The sequence below is a fragment of the Cellvibrio sp. OA-2007 genome (genome assembly GCF_000953825.1).
Lineage (GTDB): Bacteria > Pseudomonadota > Gammaproteobacteria > Pseudomonadales > Cellvibrionaceae > Cellvibrio.
Genome location: NZ_BBUL01000093.1, coordinates 77,119 through 100,772, shown reverse-complemented (window position 1 = coordinate 100,772; position 23,654 = coordinate 77,119). Strand labels below are relative to the sequence as shown.

General features: G+C 49.7%; 21 protein-coding genes. 13 read left to right on the top strand and 8 right to left on the bottom strand.

Annotated elements, in window-relative coordinates; genetic code table 11:
• The first annotated feature begins 20 nt into the window (after positions 1-20).
• From AWU77_RS14145 to cysE, 3 genes are read left to right on the top strand one after another with little or no spacing between them, the layout of a single operon-like run.
• Complete coding sequence (locus AWU77_RS14145; protein ID WP_062064600.1) at positions 21-1,406, top strand: MFS transporter; 1,386 nt, start codon at positions 21-23, stop codon at positions 1,404-1,406.
• 31 nt (positions 1,407-1,437) lie between these two features.
• Positions 1,438-2,142, top strand: coding sequence for an HAD family phosphatase (locus tag AWU77_RS14140; protein ID WP_062064597.1), 705 nt, complete (start codon positions 1,438-1,440; stop codon positions 2,140-2,142).
• 11 nt (positions 2,143-2,153) lie between these two features.
• Positions 2,154-2,966 (top strand): serine O-acetyltransferase, encoded by an 813-nt coding sequence (gene cysE / locus AWU77_RS14135; protein ID WP_062064596.1) that lies wholly within the window; start codon positions 2,154-2,156, stop codon positions 2,964-2,966.
• A 13-nt stretch (positions 2,967-2,979) separates the two neighbouring features.
• On the opposite strand, the gene AWU77_RS14130 is transcribed toward cysE, so the two are convergent.
• Positions 2,980-3,249, bottom strand: coding sequence for a hypothetical protein (locus tag AWU77_RS14130; RefSeq protein WP_062064593.1), 270 nt, complete (start codon positions 3,247-3,249; stop codon positions 2,980-2,982).
• A 199-nt stretch (positions 3,250-3,448) separates the two neighbouring features.
• Here AWU77_RS14130 and AWU77_RS14125 point away from each other — a divergent pair, with 199 nt between their 5' ends.
• Positions 3,449-4,228, top strand: a complete 780-nt coding sequence (locus AWU77_RS14125; RefSeq protein ID WP_062064591.1) for a hypothetical protein — start codon at positions 3,449-3,451, stop codon at positions 4,226-4,228.
• A 63-nt stretch (positions 4,229-4,291) separates the two neighbouring features.
• Here AWU77_RS14125 and AWU77_RS14120 read toward each other — a convergent pair whose 3' ends face one another.
• On the bottom strand, positions 4,292-6,271 hold the full coding sequence (locus tag AWU77_RS14120) for a carbohydrate-binding protein (protein WP_062064589.1): 1,980 nt from the start codon (positions 6,269-6,271) through the stop codon (positions 4,292-4,294).
• A 79-nt stretch (positions 6,272-6,350) separates the two neighbouring features.
• Complete coding sequence (locus tag AWU77_RS14115) at positions 6,351-7,838, bottom strand: RICIN domain-containing protein (RefSeq protein ID WP_062064586.1); 1,488 nt, start codon at positions 7,836-7,838, stop codon at positions 6,351-6,353.
• A gap of 311 nt (positions 7,839-8,149) precedes the next feature.
• On the opposite strand from AWU77_RS14115, the gene AWU77_RS14105 reads away from it, so the two are divergent.
• From AWU77_RS14105 to AWU77_RS14085, 5 genes are all read left to right on the top strand, one after another.
• Positions 8,150-10,339 carry an AsmA family protein gene (locus AWU77_RS14105; protein ID WP_084618413.1) on the top strand — a complete coding sequence of 730 codons (2,190 nt, stop codon included), beginning with the start codon at positions 8,150-8,152 and terminating at the stop codon, positions 10,337-10,339.
• Between the two features lie 92 nt (positions 10,340-10,431).
• Positions 10,432-11,559 (top strand): A/G-specific adenine glycosylase, encoded by a 1,128-nt coding sequence (gene mutY / locus AWU77_RS14100; protein WP_062064582.1) that lies wholly within the window; start codon positions 10,432-10,434, stop codon positions 11,557-11,559.
• Positions 11,560-11,566: 7 nt separating this feature from the next.
• Positions 11,567-11,845, top strand: a complete 279-nt coding sequence (locus AWU77_RS14095; protein WP_062064580.1) for an oxidative damage protection protein — start codon at positions 11,567-11,569, stop codon at positions 11,843-11,845.
• Positions 11,846-11,950: 105 nt separating this feature from the next.
• A complete protein-coding gene (locus AWU77_RS14090) occupies positions 11,951-12,421 on the top strand; it encodes a hypothetical protein (protein WP_062064578.1) in 471 nt (156 codons plus the stop codon).
• A gap of 86 nt (positions 12,422-12,507) precedes the next feature.
• Complete coding sequence (locus tag AWU77_RS14085) at positions 12,508-12,969, top strand: hypothetical protein (protein WP_062064576.1); 462 nt, start codon at positions 12,508-12,510, stop codon at positions 12,967-12,969.
• A gap of 105 nt (positions 12,970-13,074) precedes the next feature.
• Here the strand turns inward: AWU77_RS14085 and AWU77_RS14080 are convergent, their stop codons facing one another.
• Positions 13,075-15,561, bottom strand: coding sequence for a cellulose-binding domain-containing protein (locus AWU77_RS14080; RefSeq protein ID WP_062064574.1), 2,487 nt, complete (start codon positions 15,559-15,561; stop codon positions 13,075-13,077).
• A 411-nt stretch (positions 15,562-15,972) separates the two neighbouring features.
• Here AWU77_RS14080 and AWU77_RS14075 point away from each other — a divergent pair, with 411 nt between their 5' ends.
• Positions 15,973-16,821, top strand: a complete 849-nt coding sequence (locus AWU77_RS14075; RefSeq protein ID WP_193747539.1) for a class D beta-lactamase — start codon at positions 15,973-15,975, stop codon at positions 16,819-16,821.
• A 103-nt stretch (positions 16,822-16,924) separates the two neighbouring features.
• On the opposite strand, the gene AWU77_RS14070 is transcribed toward AWU77_RS14075, so the two are convergent.
• The 4 genes from AWU77_RS14070 to AWU77_RS14055 all read right to left on the bottom strand — a co-directional run bounded on the left by AWU77_RS14070 (position 16,925) and on the right by AWU77_RS14055 (position 19,908).
• Positions 16,925-17,845 carry an alpha/beta hydrolase gene (locus tag AWU77_RS14070; protein ID WP_084618409.1) on the bottom strand — a complete coding sequence of 307 codons (921 nt, stop codon included), beginning with the start codon at positions 17,843-17,845 and terminating at the stop codon, positions 16,925-16,927.
• Positions 17,846-18,088: 243 nt separating this feature from the next.
• Positions 18,089-18,499, bottom strand: a complete 411-nt coding sequence (locus AWU77_RS14065; RefSeq protein WP_062064569.1) for a group II truncated hemoglobin — start codon at positions 18,497-18,499, stop codon at positions 18,089-18,091.
• A gap of 83 nt (positions 18,500-18,582) precedes the next feature.
• The gene (locus AWU77_RS14060; protein WP_062064567.1) at positions 18,583-19,251 is read right to left on the bottom strand and encodes a cupin domain-containing protein; all 669 of its coding nucleotides are present in this window, start codon (positions 19,249-19,251) and stop codon (positions 18,583-18,585) included.
• 3 nt (positions 19,252-19,254) lie between these two features.
• On the bottom strand, positions 19,255-19,908 hold the full coding sequence (locus AWU77_RS14055; RefSeq protein WP_062064565.1) for a DsbA family protein: 654 nt from the start codon (positions 19,906-19,908) through the stop codon (positions 19,255-19,257).
• A gap of 257 nt (positions 19,909-20,165) precedes the next feature.
• On the opposite strand from AWU77_RS14055, the gene AWU77_RS14050 reads away from it, so the two are divergent.
• The 3 genes from AWU77_RS14050 to AWU77_RS14035 all read left to right on the top strand — a co-directional run bounded on the left by AWU77_RS14050 (position 20,166) and on the right by AWU77_RS14035 (position 23,647).
• Entirely contained in the window at positions 20,166-20,696 is a 531-nt protein-coding gene (locus tag AWU77_RS14050; RefSeq protein ID WP_062064563.1) for a hypothetical protein, read from the top strand.
• A gap of 384 nt (positions 20,697-21,080) precedes the next feature.
• The gene (gene guaD / locus AWU77_RS14040) at positions 21,081-22,400 is read left to right on the top strand and encodes a guanine deaminase (protein WP_062064559.1); all 1,320 of its coding nucleotides are present in this window, start codon (positions 21,081-21,083) and stop codon (positions 22,398-22,400) included.
• 68 nt (positions 22,401-22,468) lie between these two features.
• A complete protein-coding gene (locus tag AWU77_RS14035; protein WP_062064556.1) occupies positions 22,469-23,647 on the top strand; it encodes an amidase in 1,179 nt (392 codons plus the stop codon).
• The last annotated feature ends 7 nt before the right edge of the window (positions 23,648-23,654 follow it).

The following is a 23,654-nucleotide window of genomic DNA, read 5'->3' as shown; positions in this document are numbered from 1 at the left end:
CCTCAATAAGGAATTATTTTTTGACTCACTCTGAACCTGTTGTTCCCGCCTCTAAAAAAGCTATTCGTTCCTGGATGTTATTTGACTGGGCAGCGCAGCCGTTTTTTACGGTGGTGATTACCTTTGTTTTTGGCCCTTATTTTGTCTCGCGCCTCGCAGTTGATCCGGTGGCAGGGCAGGCAGCCTGGGGCTACACCATTACTATTGCCGGTGTGGCGATCGCACTAATGGCGCCCCTATTGGGTGCGGTTGCCGACGCAACTGGCGCGCGCAAACGTTGGATTGCATTTTTTGCTGTGTTTAAGATTATCGCACTCTTTATGCTTTGGTTTGCCGCGCCGGGTTCGACCTTATGGTTGCCTATGGCGTGTGTGATAGTGGCGATGATCGCCGCTGAGTTTTCGATTGTGTTTAACGATTCAATGATGCCGCGCTTAATTGCCAAAGAGGATGTTGGCCGTGTGTCCAATCTCGCCTGGGGCTTGGGTTATCTCGGCGGCTTGGTGGTGTTATTCAGTGTGTTGCTGTTGCTCGCGGGCAATCCTGCAACCGGTAAAACCTTAATTGGAATTGCGCCGCTGTTTGGCTTGGATGCTGCGCAAGGCGAAGATGCGCGCATCGCTGGCCCCTATGCCGCGCTGTGGTATTTAATTTTTATTTTGCCAATGTTTTTGTTTACACCGGATAGCAGCAAGGGGGTATCGCTAAAGTTGGCGATTGTTAAAAGTGCAGGCGAATTAAAAAATACTCTGTCGGAACTAAAACAGCGTGCAGGATTATTGCGCTTTTTAATTGCGCGCATGGTTTATCAAGATGGGGTAAACGGCCTACAGGTATTGGGTGGTACTTTTGCCGCTGGCATGTTTGGCTGGCAGACCATTGAAATGGGGGTTTACGGAATTTTGTTATTGGTGATCGCTATTGGCGGCTGTGCTATTGCAGGGCGTTTGGACGCACGCATAGGCTCGAAAAACGTTATTTTGCTCAGTTTGTTATGTTTAATTATTGCAACGATTGGCATTATTTCAACCGGTCCCGGTTATGCGCTATTTGGCTTGCTGCAATTTTCAAGCGAAGACTCTGGTGGTTTATTTGCGACGGATGCGGAAAAAGTCTACGTCGCATTTAGTTTTCTTATCGGCATAGCGTTTGGTCCGGTGCAAGCATCTTCGCGTTCGTTTATGGCGCGCAGCGTCAGTGTAAGCGAAGCGGGGCGCTACTTTGGTGTTTATGCACTCGCCGGCCGGGCAACGGCATTTTTGGCACCTATGGCAGTGGCGAGCATCACCCTCTATACCGATTCCGCGCGTATCGGCATGGCGGCGTTGATCGTATTTTTAGTTGCGGGTTTGGCGATCTTATTAAAAGCGCCTTATCCTGCATCGGCAAACAATCAGGCGCTGTGATTGTGGATTTTGCAGAGGTAAAGAAAAAGTTATGTTAGTGATTTTTGATTGTGATGGTGTGTTGGTTGATAGTGAAATTCTCTCTGCGCAAGTATCGAGTGATTGTTTAAAAGAGATTGGTATTGAGTTAAGTGCCGATTATTTTTTAGAGACCTATCGCGGCAAATCGGTGGCGGATTGCATCGCTATGATCACCGCAGAATTATCCCGATTGGATGGCTGGAAAAGTTTGACTGCCGCCGAGCAGGCAGAGCGCGGTGCGCAATTTTGGCGCCGTATCCAATTGCAGACATTAGTGGTGTGCGAAACGCAATTGAAACCTGTGGCGGGGGTAATGGCGGTGCTCGACAGCTTGCAAGAAAAACAGATTCCGTTTTGTGTTGCCTCCAATGGCAAACATGAAAAAATGCGCATGACCTTAGCTAAAACCGGCATCATGCCCTATGTGCACGGGCGCGTATTTAGCTTTGAAGATGTAACTCGCGGTAAGCCCGCGCCGGATTTATTTTTACATGCCGCCAAGTCACTCAATATTCCCGCCGAGCAGGCGATAGTGGTGGAAGATTCGCTAACCGGTATTCAAGCGGCAGTCGCTGCCGGTATGCGCCCGCTGGGTTATTGCCCACCCAATAGCGACGGCAGTGACAATGTATTGTTGGAGCCAATGCGCGCCTTGGGAGCTGACGTTTTTTTTGCGATGGATGAATTAATCCCGTTAATTTTTAAGAATCACTAAGCCGGGTTGTTATGCAAACATCAGTACACAATTTTGCCCATGTTGATGTGTGGCAAGAAATTCGCGCCGAGGCGCAGCAGGCGAGCGCCGATGAACCTGTGCTCGCCAGTTTTTATCACGCGAGTATTTTGAATCACGCATCATTTGCGGCGGCGATCAGTTTTCATCTCGCCAATAAACTCGATAGCCAAGCGCTGCCAGCGATGATGCTGCGCGAAGTGTTTAGCGAGGCGATGCAAGCTGATGCCAGTATTGAGCGGGCAATGCGCGCTGATATTCGTGCGCACCGCGAGCGCGACCCAGCCTGTAATAGATTCTGCATGCCGTTTTTATTTTTTAAAGGCTATCACGCGCTGCAATCCTGGCGCATCGCGCACTGGTTGTGGTCGCAACGGCGCAATGCCTTGGCGCTCTATTTTCAGAATCAAATTTCGCAGGCGTTTGATGTGGATATACACCCCGGTGCCCGTATCGGCAGTGGCATTATGATCGACCATGCGACTGGTGTGGTGATCGGTGAAACCACCGTGATCGATGATGATGTATCCATGTTGCACGGCGTTACACTGGGCGGCAGCGGCTGCGTCAAAACTGATCGCCACCCGAAAATCCGGCGCGGGGTTTTAATTGGCGTTGGCGCAAAAATTTTAGGCAATATTGAAATCGGTGAGGGCGCAAAAATTGGTGCGGGCAGTGTGGTGTTGGATGTAGTTGCGCCGCACACCACGGTTGCCGGAGTGCCAGCCAAACCTATCGGCAGGCCGAAAGGGGAGGCTCCGGCACTGGATATGGATCATCACCTGCATGAAGGTGATGATGGTTAATCAGGCATGCAGTTTATGCGCTGCGCTGACCGGGTAAATAACTGGTCTCATCATCACAGCCATCCATTAGCCACTTGAGCACTGACTCGCGGCTTTTCAGCATGGCTTGGTAATGTTCAATCAGCATGGTATTGGGGCGCGGATGTGCCTGCATGGCGGCGATTCGGTCGCTTAAGAAGGCAATGTCCTGCTCAACCTTAATGCGCGCATTGCCGTGTGGGCTGAGCGCGCCATCTACCACGAGTCGATTGTCTTGCAGTTTCTTTTGGATAAAAGGCAACATAGTTTTCACCACTCCTTCGTAGCTGAGTAATGAGTATGGTTGGCGGCTCGGCCAATCGCCAGTTCGGTTTAAGACTGATTGGTTACATTCTGGGAGCTGTTTATCGCTCTTGTTTTTCCATAGCCGTCGGCGCCAGCATTTGCGCTGTCGAGTGCTATTATTCAAACAGTGCAATTTCAGCAGCAGGATTTTTGGATTTATGAGCGCTTCCGAATTCGACATTATTTTCCGTGGCGATATTGTCTTCGGCCACCAGTTGGCTGATGTAAAGGCCAAGTTGCAGCAGCTATTTAAAGTGGATGCCGCCAAGGTCGACAGCTTATTTACAGGGCGCCCGGTGCCGCTCAAGCGCAATTTGGATGAGGCAACCGCCAACAAATACCGCGATGTATTAATTAAAGCTGGCGCTATGGTTGAGATCTATGCCAGCGATGCCAGCCCCGCTAATGCCGCACCTAAACCCGCTCCTGCGCCGCGCCGCACGGTTGAACCGGCGGCACCTGTTGCCGCCACACCTGCTCCGGTGGCAGCGAGCTGGACCTTGGCGCCACTGGGCGCTGACTTACTGCCCGCGCAAGAGCGCCCCGCGCAACCGGCGCCGGTGCGGGTTGATATCTCCGGCTTGAGCTTGCGCGCCGCCGAGGGGAATTTGGTAGATGTCAGCGAAGTACATGAAGAGGTTGCAGTACAGGTGGTCGCGCCAGATCTAGGTCTGGCTGCCGTGGGTGCCGATTTAATCGGCGCCGATGAAAAACTGGCGCTGCCACTGGTCGAAATCGAATTGGAAGACTGGGGTATCGCTGAAGCTGGTAGTGATTTATTGACCGATGACGAGCGCCCCATAGTGCTGCCTGCAATAGTTGAAATAGGCGATTTTGGCCTGGCGCCCGCAGGCAGTGATCTGGGGCAGTTAAAACCCAATGTAAAACCTGTTACTCCCGATATCAGCGCTTTGCGGCTGGCCGACTCGGGCAGCTAGCAATCATCTCTGTGACCTATACAAAAACGCCTGGCCGATTCACGGCCAGGCGTTTTTTATTGCCTATTGCACGGGAATTAGCTTCCAGCGCGCGCTCCACCACCCAGGTTGGATGGCGCTGGCTTGCAGGCGATTGCCTTCGATGTTGATGTACTGCTCTGGCTTTAAGCGATTCTTCAAGCGGTACTCATCGCCAGAGGCTTTCTCTAACTCCCAGTGACCGCTGCTTTTATCGCTGCCGATAACGCTGGCGGCAAGTGCACCCATTTCTATATTGAGGGATTGGGTTGGCTTCCAGCGATTGATCAGGCGCACAAACTGAGTGCCGGTCACCGGCGTTATATCCCACTGTGAGCTCCAATAACCCGCCGGTACATCGCCCGTGCTGAGCGCGCCATTTTCAATATGGATAAATTGTGTTGGCTGCCAGATGTTTTGCAGGCGATAGGTGCCGAGGCTGGCGGCGACTTTTTCGATCTTGATCCAATTCAGGTTGAAGTTGCCCGCCTTGATTGCCAGCGCGACATACTGCTCGCCCGCACTCAATTCCACTTCCTGGCTGATGGTGGTCCAACTTTGCCAGCCGCCAGTGACGGGCACATCAATTGCGCCATAGATTGGATTGCCGCCTTGTTTTTCAAACTGGATACGCCCGGCGGTGTTGAGGCTGGCTACCCGGTAAGACACCTGATACTTGCCCGCGCTGGGAATGTTGGCTTTGTAGGCGAGCCATTCACCGCTGGCGATCCAGCCGACATTGTGCCCGCCGCCAGTATCGCTGGTTGCCTGTATGTCTACATCGTCCTGGCGATAGGCGCCGCCGGTGTTGCCACCTGTGGTGTCGTAGTAAGCGGTGTAATCCTCGGCTTGCAAGGTGATGCTGGTATTGGTATCGCCCGGGAATGGAATGGTGTGCCGGCGATTGGCCGACATGCTCGCCGCGCGCTCGCGCCACAGCCTCGCCATATCGTTGTTTTGGGCGGTGCCAAGGACATTTCCCTCTTCATCTTTAAGCAGCGGCGATGAGTAGTAAGCAAGGTCATTGCCACATTGAATAGTGCCGCGCCCCTGCCGGATCGAATAGCCAAAGTTATAGCCGGAGCCGTCCGGGCAGTGAACGCCTCCCACATTGTGCCCCACCTCATGGCGATAGGCGCTCGGCCAAGGGGCGCCGATCACATGGGTGTCGCCGCCCACACCGGCCCAGCCACCGGCGCTGCCGGGGGCATCGGTGGGCATTTGCACCATGCCGATCAGATCCGGCGCGGTGCGTGCAATATCGCTAGCAAACCAGCTTTTGACATCACTCAATACCGACGTTACTACACCGGGGTTATTGGGTGATACGCCGGTACCGACCAGACGCAGATACACATTATCTACCTTGCTGTTTTTGAGCGCGGTATTGACCGATTCTATGTAGGTTTGTGCGGTGGCCTCCAAATTGTTGCGCACATAACTGGAGCTGGCCGCTTGGGTGGAAAAGCCAATGAACACGTCAACTACGTAGCGCCCGGAGGCATCCTGCTCGCCAACCACCAGTGGTGCTGCGGTCATTGCAGAGGCTGTCGTGGACAAGGTGGTTTTAGCCGTTTTTGTCGTGCTGGCTGACTTATTGGTTTTGGCTGGCGTTGCAGTCTTGCTGGTTTCGGGGTGGTAAATCTCATTGAGTACGGGCGGTTTGGATTGGCGCCAGAGGCGGGTGGCATCGCCTTCCGCATTAAAATCAAAATGCCCCTCGGTGGTTTCGGCAAAGGCGCTCAGGCTGCCGGTTTTGGGCGAGAGTGTAACTATAAGGTTGCGATAACTGCTGTCGGTGTTGGCGTAGGGGTCGAGCAGGCGGGCGGTGATGATTTCCAAGTCGCCGCGGGTTTCGCGCTTGGTAACTTCAAAGGCGAGGCGAGTGCCGGTTTCCAATTGGATCTCGCCAAGGTTTTGCGTTTTAAATTTGGTGTATTCGAGTTCGGCGGGGGTTGGCTGCGCCATAGTGCTGGCGCATAGCAGTGCGAGGCTGAGCGCTGAATAGCAAAGGGTGTGCTTCATAGCGGTATTCCTTCGGGTGAGGTGAAACGAAAAAAGCATTAGCCGATGGGCTGAAATTCATCGGCTAATGCAAAGGGGATTAACGTTTGGTGAGAACAAAGCGCTGCGCGGCACCGCCAGTGCACCACCACTGGTGTACTTTTGGCCCTATGCCCATATCAACATCCAGGCATTTGCCCGAATGGGCGGCGACAAATTCCACTTCTAATGGTGCCCAGGTGATGACTTTCATGGTCCAGGTCTGCGCGGCTGAAGCGTTGCAGTCGTATTGCTGTACCAAGGTGCCATCGGCCGTACCTGCTGCTGTTACATCCACACATTTACCGCTGTTGAGGGCGCGCAATTCCATTTTGTAACCGGTCAAATCAGCCAAAGTGAAGGTCTGTGCATTGGTACCATTGCAGGTGTAAACCTGAAGTTTGGTGCCGTTCGCGGTCGATGCAGAGGGCACATCCAGGCACTTGCCGCTGGCTTTGTTTTTGATCTCGTAGGTGCCAAAGCTGCCGGCCATTTTGGGGTGCTTCATAGCGGCGTCAAATACCGAGCCTGCGCCATCGGCGTCGATGCGCCAATTCGCTTCACCTTGTTTGTCTATATCAAACCAGTTGAAGGCGCGCAGTTTGGGGTACTGGCCGCTGGTGAAGGCGTCAGCGAAATCGCGAATCCACTGGGCTTTATGCGCGCCAGGGGTAACCGCCATCTCACCAATCACAATGGGGCGACCGGTTGCGGCTAATTGGTTGTACCAAGGGTTAAGGATGCTTTTGAAACTGGCATCCGCACCACCGTAAATATCAATGCCGATCCAGTCCATATAGCCGGGTACATACATGTCCGCGACTATTGCTCCGGTGCCGTGAGGGCCAGCGTCGGTCCAGCAATCGGAGTTGGGCCAGATGGAATTGCCGAATTGCACATTGGTTGCGCCCACCGCGCGGAAACGATCCACCACATATTTATATGCACTTCTGAAACGTGCCCAGGTTTCGCGATTTTTGCAGGGGCTCCAGTCATACCAAGCACCATTGGCCTCGTGGAACAGGTCGATAACAACCGGTACTTTCTCGGCTTTTAAGCCGTGGGCGATGTTGTCGATAATGTCATTGTGATTGCCGTCCAGAATTTCCTTGATGATGTTGCGGTCAACCCGCTGGTTGGTGGTATCCCACTTCCACCAGCATTTGCTGTTGTCGTGCAGCGCCAATTCACCGTGAAATTCAAGGTTGATGTAAGGCACACGGCCTTGCGCCTTGATTTTAGCTATCTCGTTTTTCCAGAGGTGATACCAGTTTTTACTGCCGTCCGGGCGAAAGACTTCCGGGAAGATCTTGCCAAAGTAGGGCGATGCATTGCCGTACCACTGTTTGTTATCGGCCCATTCCCATTCCTGGGTGACTTTGTCGCCGCAGGGGTTGGCGGCGGTCCAATCGCGATCGACAAAAGCGCCCATTAATATGCGGTCGCCAGCGGGAATAGTGTTGGCTTGGGCATAACTCAGGCTGGGGATAAGGCATAGAGCAGCAATGCTGGCGCCCAGCCAGCGGGAGAAAATGAGGGGAATTTTCATAGCGTCACCTGTTATTAATTATGTGGGTACTTATGTTGAGTGGTGGCGAAAGGCTAAGCCTCTCGTTCTGCCAGCTTCGGCCGTTACACAAGCCGGCGCACCCCGATTCGCGCTGGTGTCCAAACTGGCAGTGGGTGTGCCAGGTTCGAGTAAAAGTGGTACTCAAAATGCGCAAACCCCGGCATTTTTATGTGAACAGGGTCAGGTTTTATCTGGCTACTGGGGCACTTTGTTCATACACTCCCCTCTAAACTGGGTATTGGCGAAGCTGTTGGTTTTGCATCGCCCGTTTCACCACAGAGGGAATGATTATGAAAATTGCTCTTAAAACACTCGCGGTATTGGTCGCATTAGTGCTGGTTGCAGTGCTGGCGTTAGTCTTTTTGGTAGATGCCAATCGCTTTAAACCGCGCATTGAAGCACTGGCGCAGGAGCAGGGCGTTGCGCTGCAGATCAACGGCGATTTGGGCTGGAAACTCTGGCCGAGTATTGGTGTTGCGGTGGCGGATGTGAGCGTCGCTGCACTGGATACCCCCGCGCAGCCCATTGCGCAATTGCGCCAAGCCAGTTTGCTACTGGCACTGATGCCACTGTTCTCGGGGGATTTTCAGGTCGATCATATTTTGCTGGATGGCGCCAAGGTCAACTTGGCGGTGGATACCAAGGGCAAAGGCAACTGGGAATCGCTTACTCAATCCAAAAACAACACTAAGGCCAGTGCGCCCGCCGCGACTGATGCCGGTGAAGTCAGCCTCAAACTGACCGTCGAGCGCATCAGTCTGGTTGATAGTGCGGTCGATTATGCCGATGCCAAAAGTGGGCAAAACATTGCCCTGCACGACATCAACCTGACGCTGACCGACGTGAATACCCAAGGCAAACCCTTTGCGCTGGATCTCGCTTTTGCGCTGGCACTGACACCCGCCGATACACCACCACTTGCGCTGAAAGGTCGTGTACAAAATCGCATAACACTCGATGAAAAACTCACCCGCATCAGCTTGGATGAAGGTGAATTGCAACTGCAGGCCGATGGAAAATCCTCCGCCAAATTAGCCTTAAGCTATTCGATGAATCTGACCGATGTGCAGCAAAATCTCGCCTATCAAGGCCAACTAAAAGTGGAAGACACCAACGCCCGCGACTGGTTAGCGGTGCTGGGCACCGAATTGGAAACGGCCAATAAATCTGCCTTGAGTAAGGTGAGCCTATCCAGCAACCTAGCGGGCGATAGCAACAAGGTCACCTTTGATAAGGTGAATTTTCAGCTGGATAACACCCGCTTTAGCGGCTCGCTCGCGGTGACCGATTTTGCCACCAGCGCCATCAAGCTGGTATTGCAGGGCGATAGCCTTAACCTTGACGATTACCTGCCGCCACCCGCGCCTGAGTCGGCCAATGCCCCCGCCCAAACCGCGAGTGAAGATGTGCCCCTGCCATTGGACGCGTTGCGCGGGTTGAATCTGGATGCGCAAATCAAACTGGAAAGCCTGCGCTACAACAATCTGCAGCTGGACAATATCGCGCTGGGTATCAAAGCCAAAAAAGGCATCATCGACCAAACGCTCACCGCCCGAAGCTATGAAGGCGATATTAAATTCACCAGCAATACCGACGCGCGTGGTAATCAGGCAGCGCTTAAATTTGATGGCAATGTCAAAGGTGTGGAGCTGGAGCCACTTATGAAAGCACTGGAGGTGGATGAAAAACTTGGCCTGTCCGGTGCCATTCAAGCGCAAACCCAAGGCACAGCGCAGGGCGCTAGCGTTAATCAATTAATGGCATCAATGAACAGCACCGCAGCCTTTTCCGGCGCACAGGTGCGTTTATCGCCGCTCAATATTGAAGAGCAATTTTGCAAGTTGGTGAACCTGGTTACACAAAATCCTGCCGAAGTAAGTTGGGATGATTTTACGGAGCTGCGCCAGTTGGATGGCAATCTAGTCTGGCGCGATCAAGTCATCACCCTGAGTAGTTTTAATGCGGGCGTGTCGCAGTTATTGCTCGCCAGTACCGGGGTAATTAATTTGCTGACCGACAAATACGAGTTTAAATTACCGCTGAAACTGGCCGATGCCAGCGCCGCCGCCAGCATGAAAGGTTGCAGTCTCAGCACTACTAACTACTGGGTAGATCGCAGTTTATCGCTGCTGCGCTGCAAAGGATCATTGGCGGCAATAGACCCATTGAAGGATTGCGGTTTTGATAAGAGCGCACTCACCTCGCTCACTAAAGATTTTGCCGAATATAAATTGCGCGAAAAACACGGCGCAAAAATCGATGCGGCAGAACAAAAATTAGAAGAGAAAAAACAGGAAGCAAAAGCGCAGGTGGAAGAGAAAAAGCAGGAGCTGATTAACAAACTGCAAAACAAGTTATTTAAAACTCCCAAGTCAGCGGCGGCTGCATCGGTTGCCGCGGAAGCTGCAACACCCGCGACTGAAACAGCACCTGAAGAAGCGGCTCCAGCAGACGCAAGTGAATCGCCAGCTGCCGAGTAGTGGCGAGACGATAGAAACTAGCAGCGCAGATAGTCGCGCAACAAACTGCTAGAATTCGCGCCTGCCCTTTACTGCTGCGAACGCGAACTGCTATGACCTCTTCTTTTTCCGCGCCTGTGCTCAAATGGTTTGATCGGCACGGGCGCAAACATCTCCCCTGGCAACAAGACATCAGCGCCTACCGCGTTTGGCTGTCGGAAATTATGTTGCAGCAAACCCAAGTCACCACGGTGATTCCCTATTTCGAGCGGTTTATCGCGCAGTTCCCCAGTGTGCAATCCCTCGCTGCGGCGCCGATTGATGAAGTGCTGCATTTATGGACGGGTTTGGGCTATTACGCCCGCGCGCGCAATTTGCATAAATGTGCACAAGCGGTAGTGAATCAATATGGGGGTGAATTCCCCGCAACGGTGGCAGCCTTGGCGGAATTGCCCGGCATTGGCCGCTCAACAGCCGGTGCGATTGTGAGTATCGCCTTCCAACAGCGCGCAGCGATTTTAGATGGCAACGTCAAACGTGTGCTCGCACGTTATCACGCGGTAGAGGGTTGGCCGGGGCAATTGCCGGTAGCCAATCAGCTGTGGGAAATTGCCGAGCAATACACGCCAAAAAAACGCGCCAATCACTACACCCAAGCGATGATGGACATGGGCGCAACCCTGTGCACGCGCAGCAAGCCCAAGTGTGAACAGTGTCCATTGCGCGATGGCTGTGTCGCTTACGCGCAAGGCAATCCGCAGGATTACCCCGGCAAAAAGCCGAAAAAAACACTGCCGGAAAAAGCCGTGCAGCTATTAATGCTGCGCAATCCTGCAGGTGATTTATTGCTGCAGCAGCGCCCCGCGCAGGGTATTTGGGGCGGCCTGTGGAGTTTTCCTGAATTGGCGATGGATGCGGACGCGCAAGAATTTGTCGAAACACATTTCGGTAAAGTGATTGAACTGGAAGAGTGGAACTCCTATCGCCACACGTTCAGTCATTACCATTTGGATATCACACCGGTATTAATCCAACTGGCTAAATCTCCCGGCGCTATCGGTGAAGCCGCCACCCACTGGTACAATCCCCACCAACCCGATGCGCTAGGCTTGGCGGCGCCGGTAAAAAAATTATTGGAAAAACTCGCGCAGCTAGATCCGCGTTCAACGAAAAATCTACGCGCAAGCAAAAGCAAAACCGCCGCAAGCAAACGCCCAATTAAATTAACTAAATCTAAGTGAGAAAAATATGAGCCGCATGGTTTTTTGCCGCAAGTACCAACAAGAACTGGAAGGTTTGGATCTGCCCCCTTACCCCGGTGCCAAGGGTTTGGATTTGTTTAACAATATCTCCAAAAAAGCCTGGCAGGAGTGGATGGCACACCAGACATTATTGATTAACGAAAAACGCTTAAACGTAATGGATATGGGCACTAAAGTGTATTTAACCGAACAGATGGAAAAGTTTTTGTCCGGCGATAAGTTGGATGAAGTAGAGGGGTATGTGCCGCCGCCGAGAAGCGAATAGTTACAGGGCATAACAGGCATGGGGTCATTGAGTGCAGTAATGTGATGTGCAAGGAACTGGTATATAAGTCCGCAGCACTATCTTTGTCAAATTAGGAGTAATAGATTGAAAAAAATACTGTTGATTGGTGCGTTGTTATTTTCCAGCAGCGTTATTGCAGAGGACGCGAATAATGATTATTCATTCAATGCAAAGCTTGGTGCGTCTCGCTACACGGGCATTTTTGGAGTTGAGGTGCAAAAGGGAAAGTGGAGTGTAGGTGTTGGCCTGCCAACTTCAATCTCTTTAAAGCGCTATAACTATGAAAACGAAGACTCATTATTTTATGGAGTCTATTGGGGAAAAATCACCGACGATAACTACAACGATTATGAGGACGGTATTTTGTTTGATGCCTATGAGCGCGAGAGCTATGGGGTCGGCGCGGGATATATTTGGCTGTGGAAATCGGGGTGGAATGCATCAACAGGGCTTTCTTTAGAGGATTTTGAACAACAGTATACAAATTCTAATGGCAACTATTTGAAGACGGGGTATAGCATCTATCTGGATTTGTCTGTCGGGTACAAATTTTGATGTGATTGTTACTTTTAGCTGATGCGCTGCTAGATGGTTGGCAGAAAATAGAATGTTGTTATCTTAAATAAAATGGAGAATCCAATATGGATGCATACAAAACACCTGAGTCAAACCTTGAGTTGCCCGCGCAAGCATTATTTAAACCAGTTAAGGCGTTGGTTTATGGATTTCTTATTTCGGTAGTGCTGCTGCTTGTTGTGAGTGCACTAGAGCTTTTTGTGTTTGCGCTGATGAATCGTGAACATATTGCGAGCCTTGCCAATGAGGGTGAAATAAATGCGTTTTTTTCACAGCATATCCTCTTTCTTGTGGTGGATATTATTGTCTCGTTTGCCGTTTTATATTTTGCTGGAACTGTTATCCGAAAATATGCTGTTGGCTATGAGCTTAAGTTCGGATTTGTTCTTGCGCTGTTAACTCTTGGAGTGCATTTGGTATTATTTAACGTCAATGATGCCAGCGATAACTATCCTTTCTGGTATAACGCGGCAGGATTGATTTCTATTTTTGCGGCAATTCTTTTGGGCGCGCGAGCAAAAAAATAGGTTATATTTTTTGTATGTCGTCCAGCTGTTTTTACCCGAGGTATATAAAAAACGGCGCAAGCTTTCACTTGCGCCGTTTTTTTATGAAAAAATAAAACTAATCAATTACTGATAATGTTTGTCGTACAAGGCTGCTGTGCTCGTCACACCTTCAAGCAATTGCAAACGGTAATCGTGTTTGCGTGTGCGCGTTTCTTCTCCGTTGTAGAGATGATCTACGTTGCTCACTACCGCGACTACTACACCATTTTTCGGTGCTTTAGTGAGATCCAAACAAGCTTCACCGCTAGTGACTGGTTTGCTGTAAACCGCACTGCCGTCTGCTGCGCGATAAGCCAATTGCACGCGCATGTTTTGGCCGATAAGTTGGAAGTTCACGCGCACTTTATTGCCGGTGACTTTTAATGGAATCTGATTTGCGCCAGACCAACCCGGTAACGTTGTTGAGTTTGGAATTAAGGTTGTGCCTTCTTGGGTTGTCGCTGAGTAGAAAGTCAAACGATGCGCGCCCGGATCTTGCAAAATTCCACCCGCAACAGGTTCAGCATTAATTGTTCTGCCCCAGTTGTTATTAATAGGCACTTTAAATGCGTTTGACCAAGGGCCGAAATCCACCATCGCCTGACGCGCGCGGAATTCCATAATCATACGTTGTGTTTGCTCTTCGCCCACACCACCGGCGAGCGAACGCAAAATATGATTGTGTGCTCCCTTCGCCCAAATCCAGGCGTTTGCACCTTTGGAAACATGCACACCTAGGAAGTGTGGGAAGGCAGAGTTGTATTGATTGCCGCCGAGATATTCACGCCAGGTGGAAATTTGTTGGCCATTCACACGGCGATCAACACCTTCTGCATTTGGTCCACCAAAAGTACCGTCTTGCAGCCAGCCGCTGTAATTTTCGATGGGCATATGCGGAGCGAGGAATGAAGTCGCATCCAAAAATCCTACGCCGTAATTGCCGGTGCGCGATGCTTCCAGATTCATCTGCAACCAGGTGTTGCCGCCTTCATTAAACCAGGCTGCTTTGTTGCCGCGCGTGGCCATAATCGTGTGAATAAATTCGTGGGTAATTCCGCCGCGTTCGCTCGGCGTCACAACGGGGTAGTAAGACAACAACACCATCGGATAACCGTTGATTCCGCTTTGCCATCCACCTTTCTCGGTGTTCGCTGCACTGTCGGTACACAGGCCGGAACCGTAGAGATAAATATTGCTGAAGTAACCTTCTGCTTGCAGTTTATCGACCGGCCAACCCATCACGTTATGAATGTAATCTGCATCTTCATTGAGATTAGTCAGCACGCGCTCAATGTCCGCATCGGTAATCGATGGGTTGCGGTTGTGACCCCAAATAAATGCAAAGCGGCCTTTGGTTTTTACACCCGCGATAGTATTCGCGGGGCAACCGTTATAAACCTTGAATTTGCTGGTATCGACTTGGCCAAAGTCAGTGCGGAAATCGTAATTTAAATCCGGCTCATACTTCGGCCAATCGTAAGCGCTGCACTGCGCAACATTCGGAGTGCTACTGCTGGAACTGCTGCTGAATGCAGGTGTGCTGCTTCTTGCGGATGAGCTGCTCGCCGGTATGCTGCTGCTCACCGATGAACTGCTCAGTGCAATTGAGCTTGCAATACTGCTGCGCAATGATGAGCTTATCGCCGTACTGCTTTTTGATGAGCTGACAGAGCTAACAACATTGCCGGCAGCAGTGCCTGATACACGCCATTCCAATATGCCGGTCGATTGCTGGGTGTTCAACATGGAAACACGCACGCGATTAGTCACCAGGTTATTTAATGCGAGCGTATTAAATGCATTTTTTGCGAGAGGAACATTGCCTGCATTGACCCAGGCACTGCCGTTCCAATATTCGATATAAGCGCGCGTTGGTGTGAGCACTCCGCCGATATCATCGAACCAATAAATTTGCGTTGAATTTAATGTGTAAGTTTGTGGCCAATCGTACTGCACCCATTGAATTGAATTGGGATTATTCCAGTTGCCATAAGCACCAGCAGATTTATCGTTAGAGTTTGTTGGATTGCTGTTGTCGTTAACCGCGCGAAGTGTTTCCCATGGCGATACATAAGAGGTTGTTGCTGTCGCAAAGCCTGCGATATTAACGCCGGTCGCAACTGACGCAACGGATGAGCTGGTCGCAACAGGTTTGCTGGAGGCGATACTAGAGCTTGCAGCAGTACCGCAGGCAGCACCGGTAACTTGTGGCGTTTCAACCGCACCGCCGTTAGTCGCACCCTGCACACCAAATTCAGCAAATTGACCGGGACGCAAAGTGCCGTTCCAAGCGATGTTAGTGGCGCTATTGTTTGCACTACCAGCGCCGCTAAGCAGTGCATTCCATGAATTGCTCAGGGTATTTTTGCTGTAGTTCCAATTGACTTGCCATCCATTAATCGTTGCATTGCTATCGTTAGTAATACGGATGGCGGCAGTAAAGCCGCTGCCCCATGAGTTTGTAACGGTATAGCTACAGCCTGCAGAAGCGACATTGCCCCAGATTGCGGTGATTAACCCCAATCCGAGCATAGTTGCAAGGCGATAGCCTTTTGCTTTGTGGTTAAGCATAAGGAGTTCCTCAAGGTATAAAAATTTATTGTATTGAGCCGTAATAGCTTCGCAAACCAACTATCAGGTTGGTTACATCAGGAAGGGATTGACCGGTCTTACTGCTAATTGCCATTTGGTGAGCGGATGCAGGGGGTTGAGTACATCAGTCTCTTTGTTCTCATTTTTATCTTAGGTAAAATTATTTTTATATTTGATGTGGAGAGGTTGCATACTAGTGCGGCGAGATACCTGTATACAAGAGATTGAGGCGCCACTTGGCGCGATAATTAATAAAATAAGATTTAATGCCGGGTTAGGGGTGATCTACTTGGCGCTTTAGGTGCGGGGAATGCATACTTACCCGCCGCACGAGCATGTTGATGCGCTGGCTATTTCTGGATCAAAAAATTATCGATGGAGAAAATGATAGTGAAAATAAAAATGGCAGTTGCCTTGTTATTGTTAACACCTTTGATGAGTTTTGCCGATGTCTGCAAAACCACCAAGCTGATCAATACAGAGCCTTACATTGCCGACATCGGCACACGCAAAATCACCTTTTTGGCGGTTGATTATAAAAAGAATCACTGCTGGGCGATCAATGAATCAGGTCTCGCGCAGCGTCATGGCCCTTATTCCAGCTTTAAAATTCCTCATACTTTAATTGCGCTTGAAGCGGGTGCGGTAAAATCCGTTGATGAGCGTTTTGAATGGAATCAACAAAAGCATCCTGCAAAAAGTTTCTGGCCGGAAACATGGAAGCAATCACACACTTTAGCAACTGCGTTTAAACATTCAGCAGTGTGGTATTACCAGGAGTTAGTTCCGCGTATTGAACCTGAACAATATAAAAAATGGCTCGCTACATTTCGCTATGGCAACCAAACCTTTACGCCGGGCAGCGATCAGTTTTGGTTAAACAGAGAATTACAAATCTCTCCTGTCGAACAGGTGAGTTTTATCGCCTGCCTGCTAAAAAACCGCTGTGGTGTCAGTGCCAAAAATTTTTCTTCGTTTGAATCTGCCGCATTACAAGAAACCAAAAACGGCTTATCGCTCTACGCCAAAACCGGTGCAGGTTCGATTGATCCAGATAATAATGACGGAGCGTTTGAGGGTTGGTATGTGGGTTATATCAAAGATAAAAACGCTAAACCGGTTGCGGCATTTGCGCTGCATATGGAGGCTGAAAACTTTTCGGATTTGAAAGATTCACGCAAAGCGCTGGCACTGCAATTATTGGCAGATTTGGGGTTATGGAGCGACGAACAAAAATAAAAGGGTTCGCACAGAACGAGTTATTTTGAATACTAATCGGCAATGGCAATGCATAAGAAGCCCGCTTAATACTAAGCGGGCTTCGCTTGCGCCAATAAAATTCTTATTTAAGAAACCCATTCACCTCAAGCCAATACATAAAGGAATCAAACCATTTGTTGCTGGTGCGATCCGGGTTGCCTAAACCAAAACCGTGGCCACCATTTTGATACAGGTGAAATTCCACCGGAATCTTTGCGTCATACCAGGATTTAATCAAACCTGCTTCGCCGTGAAATAAGAAGTCATCTGCTGCGATGACCACAAACATAGGCGGTGCATTTTTAGGTACTTCAACTGCATCCATTCCACCGTAAATCGGTGCGATAAATGCCAGCTTTACTTTTTTCGATTGCAGTGTGGTCGCCATCGTAAGCCCTGCACCGGCAGAGAAACCCATCATGCCGATTTTTTTCATATCCACATTCCATTCCTTTGCGCGGCTTTTAATTAATGCGTAAGCGGCTTCTGCGTCTTCTAATTGGTTTTCTAAATTCCACTGCGGTCGAGCAGGTCGCTCGTTTGCCGGTTTTGCGGCTTCGGCAAAACGTTGATTCATTTGAGTTTCAAAACCTTCCAGCGAATCAACCGTGGGTTGTAGCCGATATTTGAGTACAAACGCATTTATGCCTTTTGCAGCCAATGCCTCAGCAACTTCCCAACCTTCATTGCCCATTGAAAGCCACATAAATCCACCACCCGGTGCCACTATCACGCTGGTGCCGTTGGCTTTTTTCGGATCAGCGAGAAAAGGCGTTAGTGTTGCTGTGGTAATGTTTCGCGCCATAGGATCACCCCACTGACGAAACCAGGATTCTTTTGCTGGTTGATCATCCACACCACCCGTGCCGAGCGGAATAGCATTCGGCTCTTTAGGTGCGTCAATGGGATACATTTTTCCATCCTGCGCAAATATTGCCGCGCTATGCAGGTAGACCAAACCTAAAATTAAAATTTTTAAAAAGACATTCAATTGCCGACGCATGTTTTTCTCCTAATGGAATTTAAATTTACGTTATTAACATTCGGTAGCTTTTCTTGTTGGCCTCGAACTACTTCTTTTATTTTTAAAACTCCGCCCAGGCCGAACAAAAATAAATAGCTAATTTTTTTGCAGCAGAATGGGATGAGCAGTTCAAGCATACAAGCTTATTATAAGATAAGTGAATTTAAGAAGTGTAAGGTAGTAAAAAGTACTTGGAGAGAGGATCTTTTGTTTATATGTGATTTATTTTTTGCTGGCAGAAAGTATTCGTTCGGCAGGAATCCTCAATTGACCAAGCAGATAAGTTGCAAATTCCACTGAATAATTCTGCTTGGCAATGGCGCGCTCCATACACAATAACCAAGCATCGCGCTCGGCTTCGCCAATGGCTAAATGGGCGTGGTCGCGGGGAATGTTAATGTTCCCGTATTTTTCCCGGTAAATACTCGGTCCGCCCATCCAGCCGCACAAAAATAATGTCAGTTTATCGCGCGACTCGGTGAGATCGGTTTTGTGCATTTCTCGAATTATTTTTGCTTCCGGGAGCGTACCCATTTCCAAATAAAAATCATCTACCAGTTGGCGAATGCCCTCTATGCCACCAGCGGCTTGAAAGGATGTATCGGAAAAACCGTAAAGAGGAGCGTCTGCCATTTGAAAACCTATAAGCTGTGACTAGCGAAAGGCCGTTATTGTCGCAGGATTGCAGTGCTGCATACAGCAACCTGCTGGGAGCGTTATATAAACAAATGCCCCGTCTTAACATAAATCAATGCGCCGTCGTCTTTGGTGAAGGGATGATGTTGGCTTAGGTGAGGGCTGCGCAGCCATGATCCTTTAGGGTATTGGCCGTGTTCGTCGTGGAAGGTGCCTTCTAGTACGAATATTTCTTCGCCGCCCCAATGTCGGTGGCTGCTGAATTGTGTGTTCGGTGCCCACTTCACTAAAGCGACGTGTTCACCTTCGAATTCATGCAATGGCATTACGCTTAAGCCATCTACTAGCCCTTGGCGCCAGGGTGTTGTTTGCGTATCAATGATGGTTGGTTTTATATCGGCGGCGTTGAACTGTTGTAGCTTGACAAAAATAATCGCGCCTTCTTTGCCAATTTTAGGTGTGTGCGATGTGCCTATAGGGTTTCTGATGTAACTGCCTTTTCGGTAGCTGCCGTACTCGTCAGCAAAAACGCCGTCGAGCACAAAAAATTCTTCGCCACCGGAATGCGTGTGCGACGAGAATTCACTAAACGGTGCGTAGCGCACAACTGATGTTGCGCGCGCGACTTCATCGCCAATTCGGTCGAGCATCATGCGTTCAACACCGGGCATGGGTGAGTCAACCCAGTGATAATCGTCGGGTCGAATCACAACGCGTTGTGAAAAATCTGCATTAATTAGGCTTGCCATTACTTAATTAGTCTCTTGCATTAACTGCGTCAAAATTTGTATGTAATTTTCAGTGCCTTGTGCGCCGGTCACCAAGTGGCGTTGATTAAATACGATCGCAGGTACACCGCGGATGCCCGCGTCGATCCAAAATTTCTCTGCAATTCGTACATCATTGGCGAAGCGTTGATCTTTTAATACCGCAAGTGCTTCGTCGCGCGCTAAGCCAATCTCTGCGGCAACATCGGCCAGTACCGTATCGTCCGATAAATTTCGACGATGCGTAAAGTGCGCAGCAAATAATGCTTGTTTCAAATCGTGCTTGCGCCCTTGTTGTTCGGCCCAATGCAAAAGTTGATGAACATTAAATGTGTTATGCATGCGCATGTCGTCGCTAAAGCGAAACTCAAAGCCAAGCTCAGCGCCTACAGCGGCTATGTTCGTCCGGTTGGCTTCCGATTGCTCTTTGGTCAAGCCATATTTCTCTACTAAATGCTCGCGCAAATTTTGGCCTTCTGTGGGCATGTCGGGATTCAACTCAAATGGGTGCCAATGAAGTTCATAGGGCGTTGCGGTTTCTGCTAAGGCTCTTTCCAGTTGTCGGTAGCCAATAATGCACCAAGGGCAGACTACATCGGACACTATGTCGATACGGAGTTTGTTTGGGGGGATTGTCATGGGGTAGGCCTGTGTAAGGTGAGAGTGGTTATTGTTGCAGGGTTTGTATGTTGAATACAGTAGAAATATAAAGTGATCTTTTGGTTTTGTTGGTTATTATTAAGCGTTGTAGCTGATTGGCGCGATGCTGTAAGCGCGTGTAATTGTGGGTGATGGCTTGTTTGAGTGATTGGCTTGTAGATTGTAGATGAGTATACGAATCGCAACAGCTAGATCGTGCCAAGTTTCTAAATTGCATCAGGGCTGGAGGAATAGAAGTGTTAGCTGGATATGTCGGTAACTATTCGCGCTATGAAATTGAAAAGAAATTTCTGCTAAACAATTTGCCGGAAATTCTTCCAGAGTCATATATTGATATTCATGATCACTATTTAAAAAATTCAAATCTTAGACTTAGAATTGAAAGTTCAAATACTGGTGAAATTATCGGAAGGAAACTAACCAGAAAAGAACGAGCTACCGATCTGGGAGCCGAAACAAGCATTATAACCTCGTTAAATTTAACTGAAAACGACCTGCTTGCCTTGGGTATGTTAAATGGCTCATCGCTAAAGAAGAGGCGATATATCGAAGAGTTTTCTGAGCGTAGAATTATTTATGATCAATTCCAGAGTGAGTTATCGGGTTTGGTTTTGGCAGAAATTGAATTTAAAAGTTATGAAGCACTTTCAAAGTTTGAGCTTAATTCCTCAGACTGGGTGGAGGTTACTGGAAACCCAGAGTATTCTGGCGGGTATTTAGCATTTAAAGCCTCAGCAAATGTCACAACTTATCAAACTACTGGGTAATAAATGGGAACAGGTGCTATCAATGTCATTGTGCCTTCCGATTAATGCGCTCCTCTCCCAGGTTCCGTTTTTTGACCGAACTGCGAAGTTCGGCGGCTTGCTTCGCGAAGCAAGCCCTACGGATGAAAAAAATCCCGCTTACGTTTCCGTGAGCGGGATTTTTTTTTAGGGTTTCGGAAAAATTAGCGGTATTTATTCGTGGCGGTTTCTTTGGCGGAAATATGGTCATGTTGGGGTTCGTTCCTCACCGCCAACCTACGAAGCTGCATTAAGTTGCAGCTATTTCGCGTAAACGTTTTACGTCTTGAAGATAAGATTTTTCGCTGCATTACGATCACATCATTTATAGTGTTCTCTCTGCTACTCTGATTGTTAAGGCTGGTTATGACTGCTGATATCCGCGCCTTTCGTGCGCAAATTTTGCATTTTATCGATGCGCCTAATCCGCAAACGGGTGCGGGTGTTGAATATTTTGCTGACGGTGTGTTGCTGGTTGAGCATGGTCGCATTAAAGCGGTTGGTGATGCGCAGGTTATGGCGGCGCAGGGTTTGGATTTAACCCGCTGCGAGCATTTTCCTGAGCATTTGTTAATGCCGGGTTTTATCGATAGCCATATTCATTGCCCGCAAGCGGGGGTGATTGCGTCTTACGGTGAGCAATTGTTGGATTGGCTCAACCTGTATACGTTTCCTGCGGAGCTGCAATTTTCTGATCCGGATTTCGCGGCGGCGGCAGCAGAGCAGTTTTTACAATTTCTGCTGCAAAACGGTACGACGAGTGCGATGGTGTACACCACAGTATTTGCGCAATCGACTCATGCTTTTTTTACGGCAGCAGAAAAATTGAATATGCGTATGATTGCCGGAAAAGTGACGATGGATCGCCATGCGCCCGCTGCATTATTGGATACAGCACAAACCAGTTATGCCGATTGCCGCGAGCTGATCGATAGATGGCATAACATCCAGCGTTTGCACTATGCACTGACGCCGCGTTTTGCACTCACCAGTTCACCGGAACAATTGGCGCTCACGGGAAAATTGTATCGCGAATATCCCGATCTTTATTTGCAAACACACCTCGCGGAAAACCCGCAGGAAATTGCGCTGATAAAATCACTTTACCCCAGCGCGCGCGATTATTTGGATGTGTACGATCATTACGGTTTGCTTGGCTCGCGCAGTGTATTTGGTCACGGTATTCATTTGAGTGAGCTTGAAATAGAGCGTTTGGCGCAAACCCAATCGGGCATTGCTTTTTGCCCTACATCGAATTTATTTCTGGGTAGTGGTCTGTTGGATATGGCGCGTTTGGAGCGCGCAGGTATTTCAGTGAGTTTGGCTACCGATGTCGGCGGCGGCACCAGTTTTTCGCAACTGCGCAGCCTTGCCGAGGCGTACAAAATTTTGCAGCTGCAAGGGCAGAGTTTACATCCGTTAAAAGGCTTTTATATGGCCACCTTGGGTAATGCACGGGCGCTGCAGTTGGATCATTGCATTGGAAATTTTGCGCCGGGTAAAGAAGCGGATTTTATTCTGATTAACTTGGCTGCAACGCCGCTGCAAACCTTGCGGCAATCCTCCGCGCAGACACTTGCCGAAAAATTATTTGCGTTAATGATGTTGGGTGATGAGCACAACATCGCGCGTGTTTATATTATGGGTAAGCTGATGTTTCAGCGCGCCGCTAGTTCACGGGGCTAATACCCGGCTATCCTCAAGTAATACTCCATTGCATTTCTGTTATCACGTTTGGTGAGATTTAATTATTTATGTCGTTCGATCAGTGCGTCTTTGCATGGCGCGGTCACTATGCAAATCCTCATACAGGCTCTGGCAGCCTTGCCGGTTTGCGGCTGGGGGTTAAGGACTTATTTCATATCGCCGGTCTGCCTACGGCGGCTGGAAATCCTGACTGGCTGGCCAGTCACTCTATACCTGAGCAGACGTCACCGGTAGTGACGCGATTACTGAACGCCGGTGCTGAACTCATCGGCAAAACTCAAACTGACGAACTCGCCTACAGCCTCAACGGTTTAAATATTCACTATGGTGCAGCGCTGAATCCGCGTTGCCCCGAGCGTTTGCCCGGTGGTTCGTCGAGTGGTTCAGCAGTAGCGGTGGCGGCGGGCGATATAGATATAGGCCTCGGCAGTGATACCGGCGGCTCGATTCGTGTACCCGCGAGCTATAACGGTTTGTTTGGTATTCGAACCAGTCACGGGCTGATTAGCCGCGAGCAGATGGTGCCGCTTGCGCCACTGTTCGATAGTGTCGGTTGGCTCACGCGCGATGCCAAAACCCTCGCGCAGGTGGGCGAGGTGTTGCTGCCCGATCATCTGCCGCGTTCCTTCGAATATAAATCACTGCGCATCGCCCTGTTGTTGCCCGTTCAAGATCGCGCGCTCTGGACGCCTGCGCATCAGGCTTGGTTGAACAATCAGTCACTGCTGCAAAATAGTCAATCTATCGCACTCAATAGCGTGTGGCTCAGCCGCGCCAGTCAGTGTTTTCGCACCTTGCAGGGTAGAGCAATTTGGCACACTCATGGCGATTGGATTACCGCGCACAACCCCAGTTTTGCACCGGATATTCACGCGCGCTTGCAATGGTGCGCTACGCTCACAGAGGCGGATCAGCGCGCGGCAGAGATCGAGCGCGCCAGCTTGTGTGCCGATATCAACAGTTGGTTTGCTCATGTCGATTTAATTTTGTTGCCCACCACACCCGGCGCTGCTCCTTTGCTCAGTGCAAAAGCTGATTGGATGGATAGCTATCGCAGCCAATTAATGGGGCTGACGGCGCCTGCTGGTCTGGCCGGATTGCCACAAGTACATTTGCCGGTGTTAATGGATCAGAATGCGCCCTGCGGCATATCGCTGCTCGGTAAAGCAGGTAGCGATAAAGCCTTGCTGCAACTGGCCTGCGATTTATGTGAAGCGAGTAGTTAATTTGTAT

Bases quoted from the DNA above. Each gene is read 5' to 3' on its own strand.
- AWU77_RS14140 (WP_062064597.1), top strand. From the start codon at position 1,438: ATGTTAGTGATTTTTGATTGTGATGGTGTGTTGGTTGATAGTGAAATT.
- cysE (WP_062064596.1), top strand. From the start codon at position 2,154: ATGCAAACATCAGTACACAATTTTGCCCATGTTGATGTGTGGCAAGAA.
- AWU77_RS14130 (WP_062064593.1), bottom strand. From the start codon at position 3,249: ATGTTGCCTTTTATCCAAAAGAAACTGCAAGACAATCGACTCGTGGTA.
- AWU77_RS14125 (WP_062064591.1), top strand. From the start codon at position 3,449: ATGAGCGCTTCCGAATTCGACATTATTTTCCGTGGCGATATTGTCTTC.
- AWU77_RS14120 (WP_062064589.1), bottom strand. From the start codon at position 6,271: ATGAAGCACACCCTTTGCTATTCAGCGCTCAGCCTCGCACTGCTATGC.
- AWU77_RS14115 (WP_062064586.1), bottom strand. From the start codon at position 7,838: ATGAAAATTCCCCTCATTTTCTCCCGCTGGCTGGGCGCCAGCATTGCT.
- AWU77_RS14105 (WP_084618413.1), top strand. From the start codon at position 8,150: ATGAAAATTGCTCTTAAAACACTCGCGGTATTGGTCGCATTAGTGCTG.
- mutY (WP_062064582.1), top strand. From the start codon at position 10,432: ATGACCTCTTCTTTTTCCGCGCCTGTGCTCAAATGGTTTGATCGGCAC.
- AWU77_RS14095 (WP_062064580.1), top strand. From the start codon at position 11,567: ATGAGCCGCATGGTTTTTTGCCGCAAGTACCAACAAGAACTGGAAGGT.
- AWU77_RS14085 (WP_062064576.1), top strand. From the start codon at position 12,508: ATGGATGCATACAAAACACCTGAGTCAAACCTTGAGTTGCCCGCGCAA.
- AWU77_RS14080 (WP_062064574.1), bottom strand. From the start codon at position 15,561: ATGCTTAACCACAAAGCAAAAGGCTATCGCCTTGCAACTATGCTCGGA.
- AWU77_RS14070 (WP_084618409.1), bottom strand. From the start codon at position 17,845: ATGCGTCGGCAATTGAATGTCTTTTTAAAAATTTTAATTTTAGGTTTG.
- AWU77_RS14065 (WP_062064569.1), bottom strand. From the start codon at position 18,499: ATGGCAGACGCTCCTCTTTACGGTTTTTCCGATACATCCTTTCAAGCC.
- AWU77_RS14060 (WP_062064567.1), bottom strand. From the start codon at position 19,251: ATGGCAAGCCTAATTAATGCAGATTTTTCACAACGCGTTGTGATTCGA.
- AWU77_RS14055 (WP_062064565.1), bottom strand. From the start codon at position 19,908: ATGACAATCCCCCCAAACAAACTCCGTATCGACATAGTGTCCGATGTA.
- guaD (WP_062064559.1), top strand. From the start codon at position 21,081: ATGACTGCTGATATCCGCGCCTTTCGTGCGCAAATTTTGCATTTTATC.
- AWU77_RS14035 (WP_062064556.1), top strand. From the start codon at position 22,469: ATGTCGTTCGATCAGTGCGTCTTTGCATGGCGCGGTCACTATGCAAAT.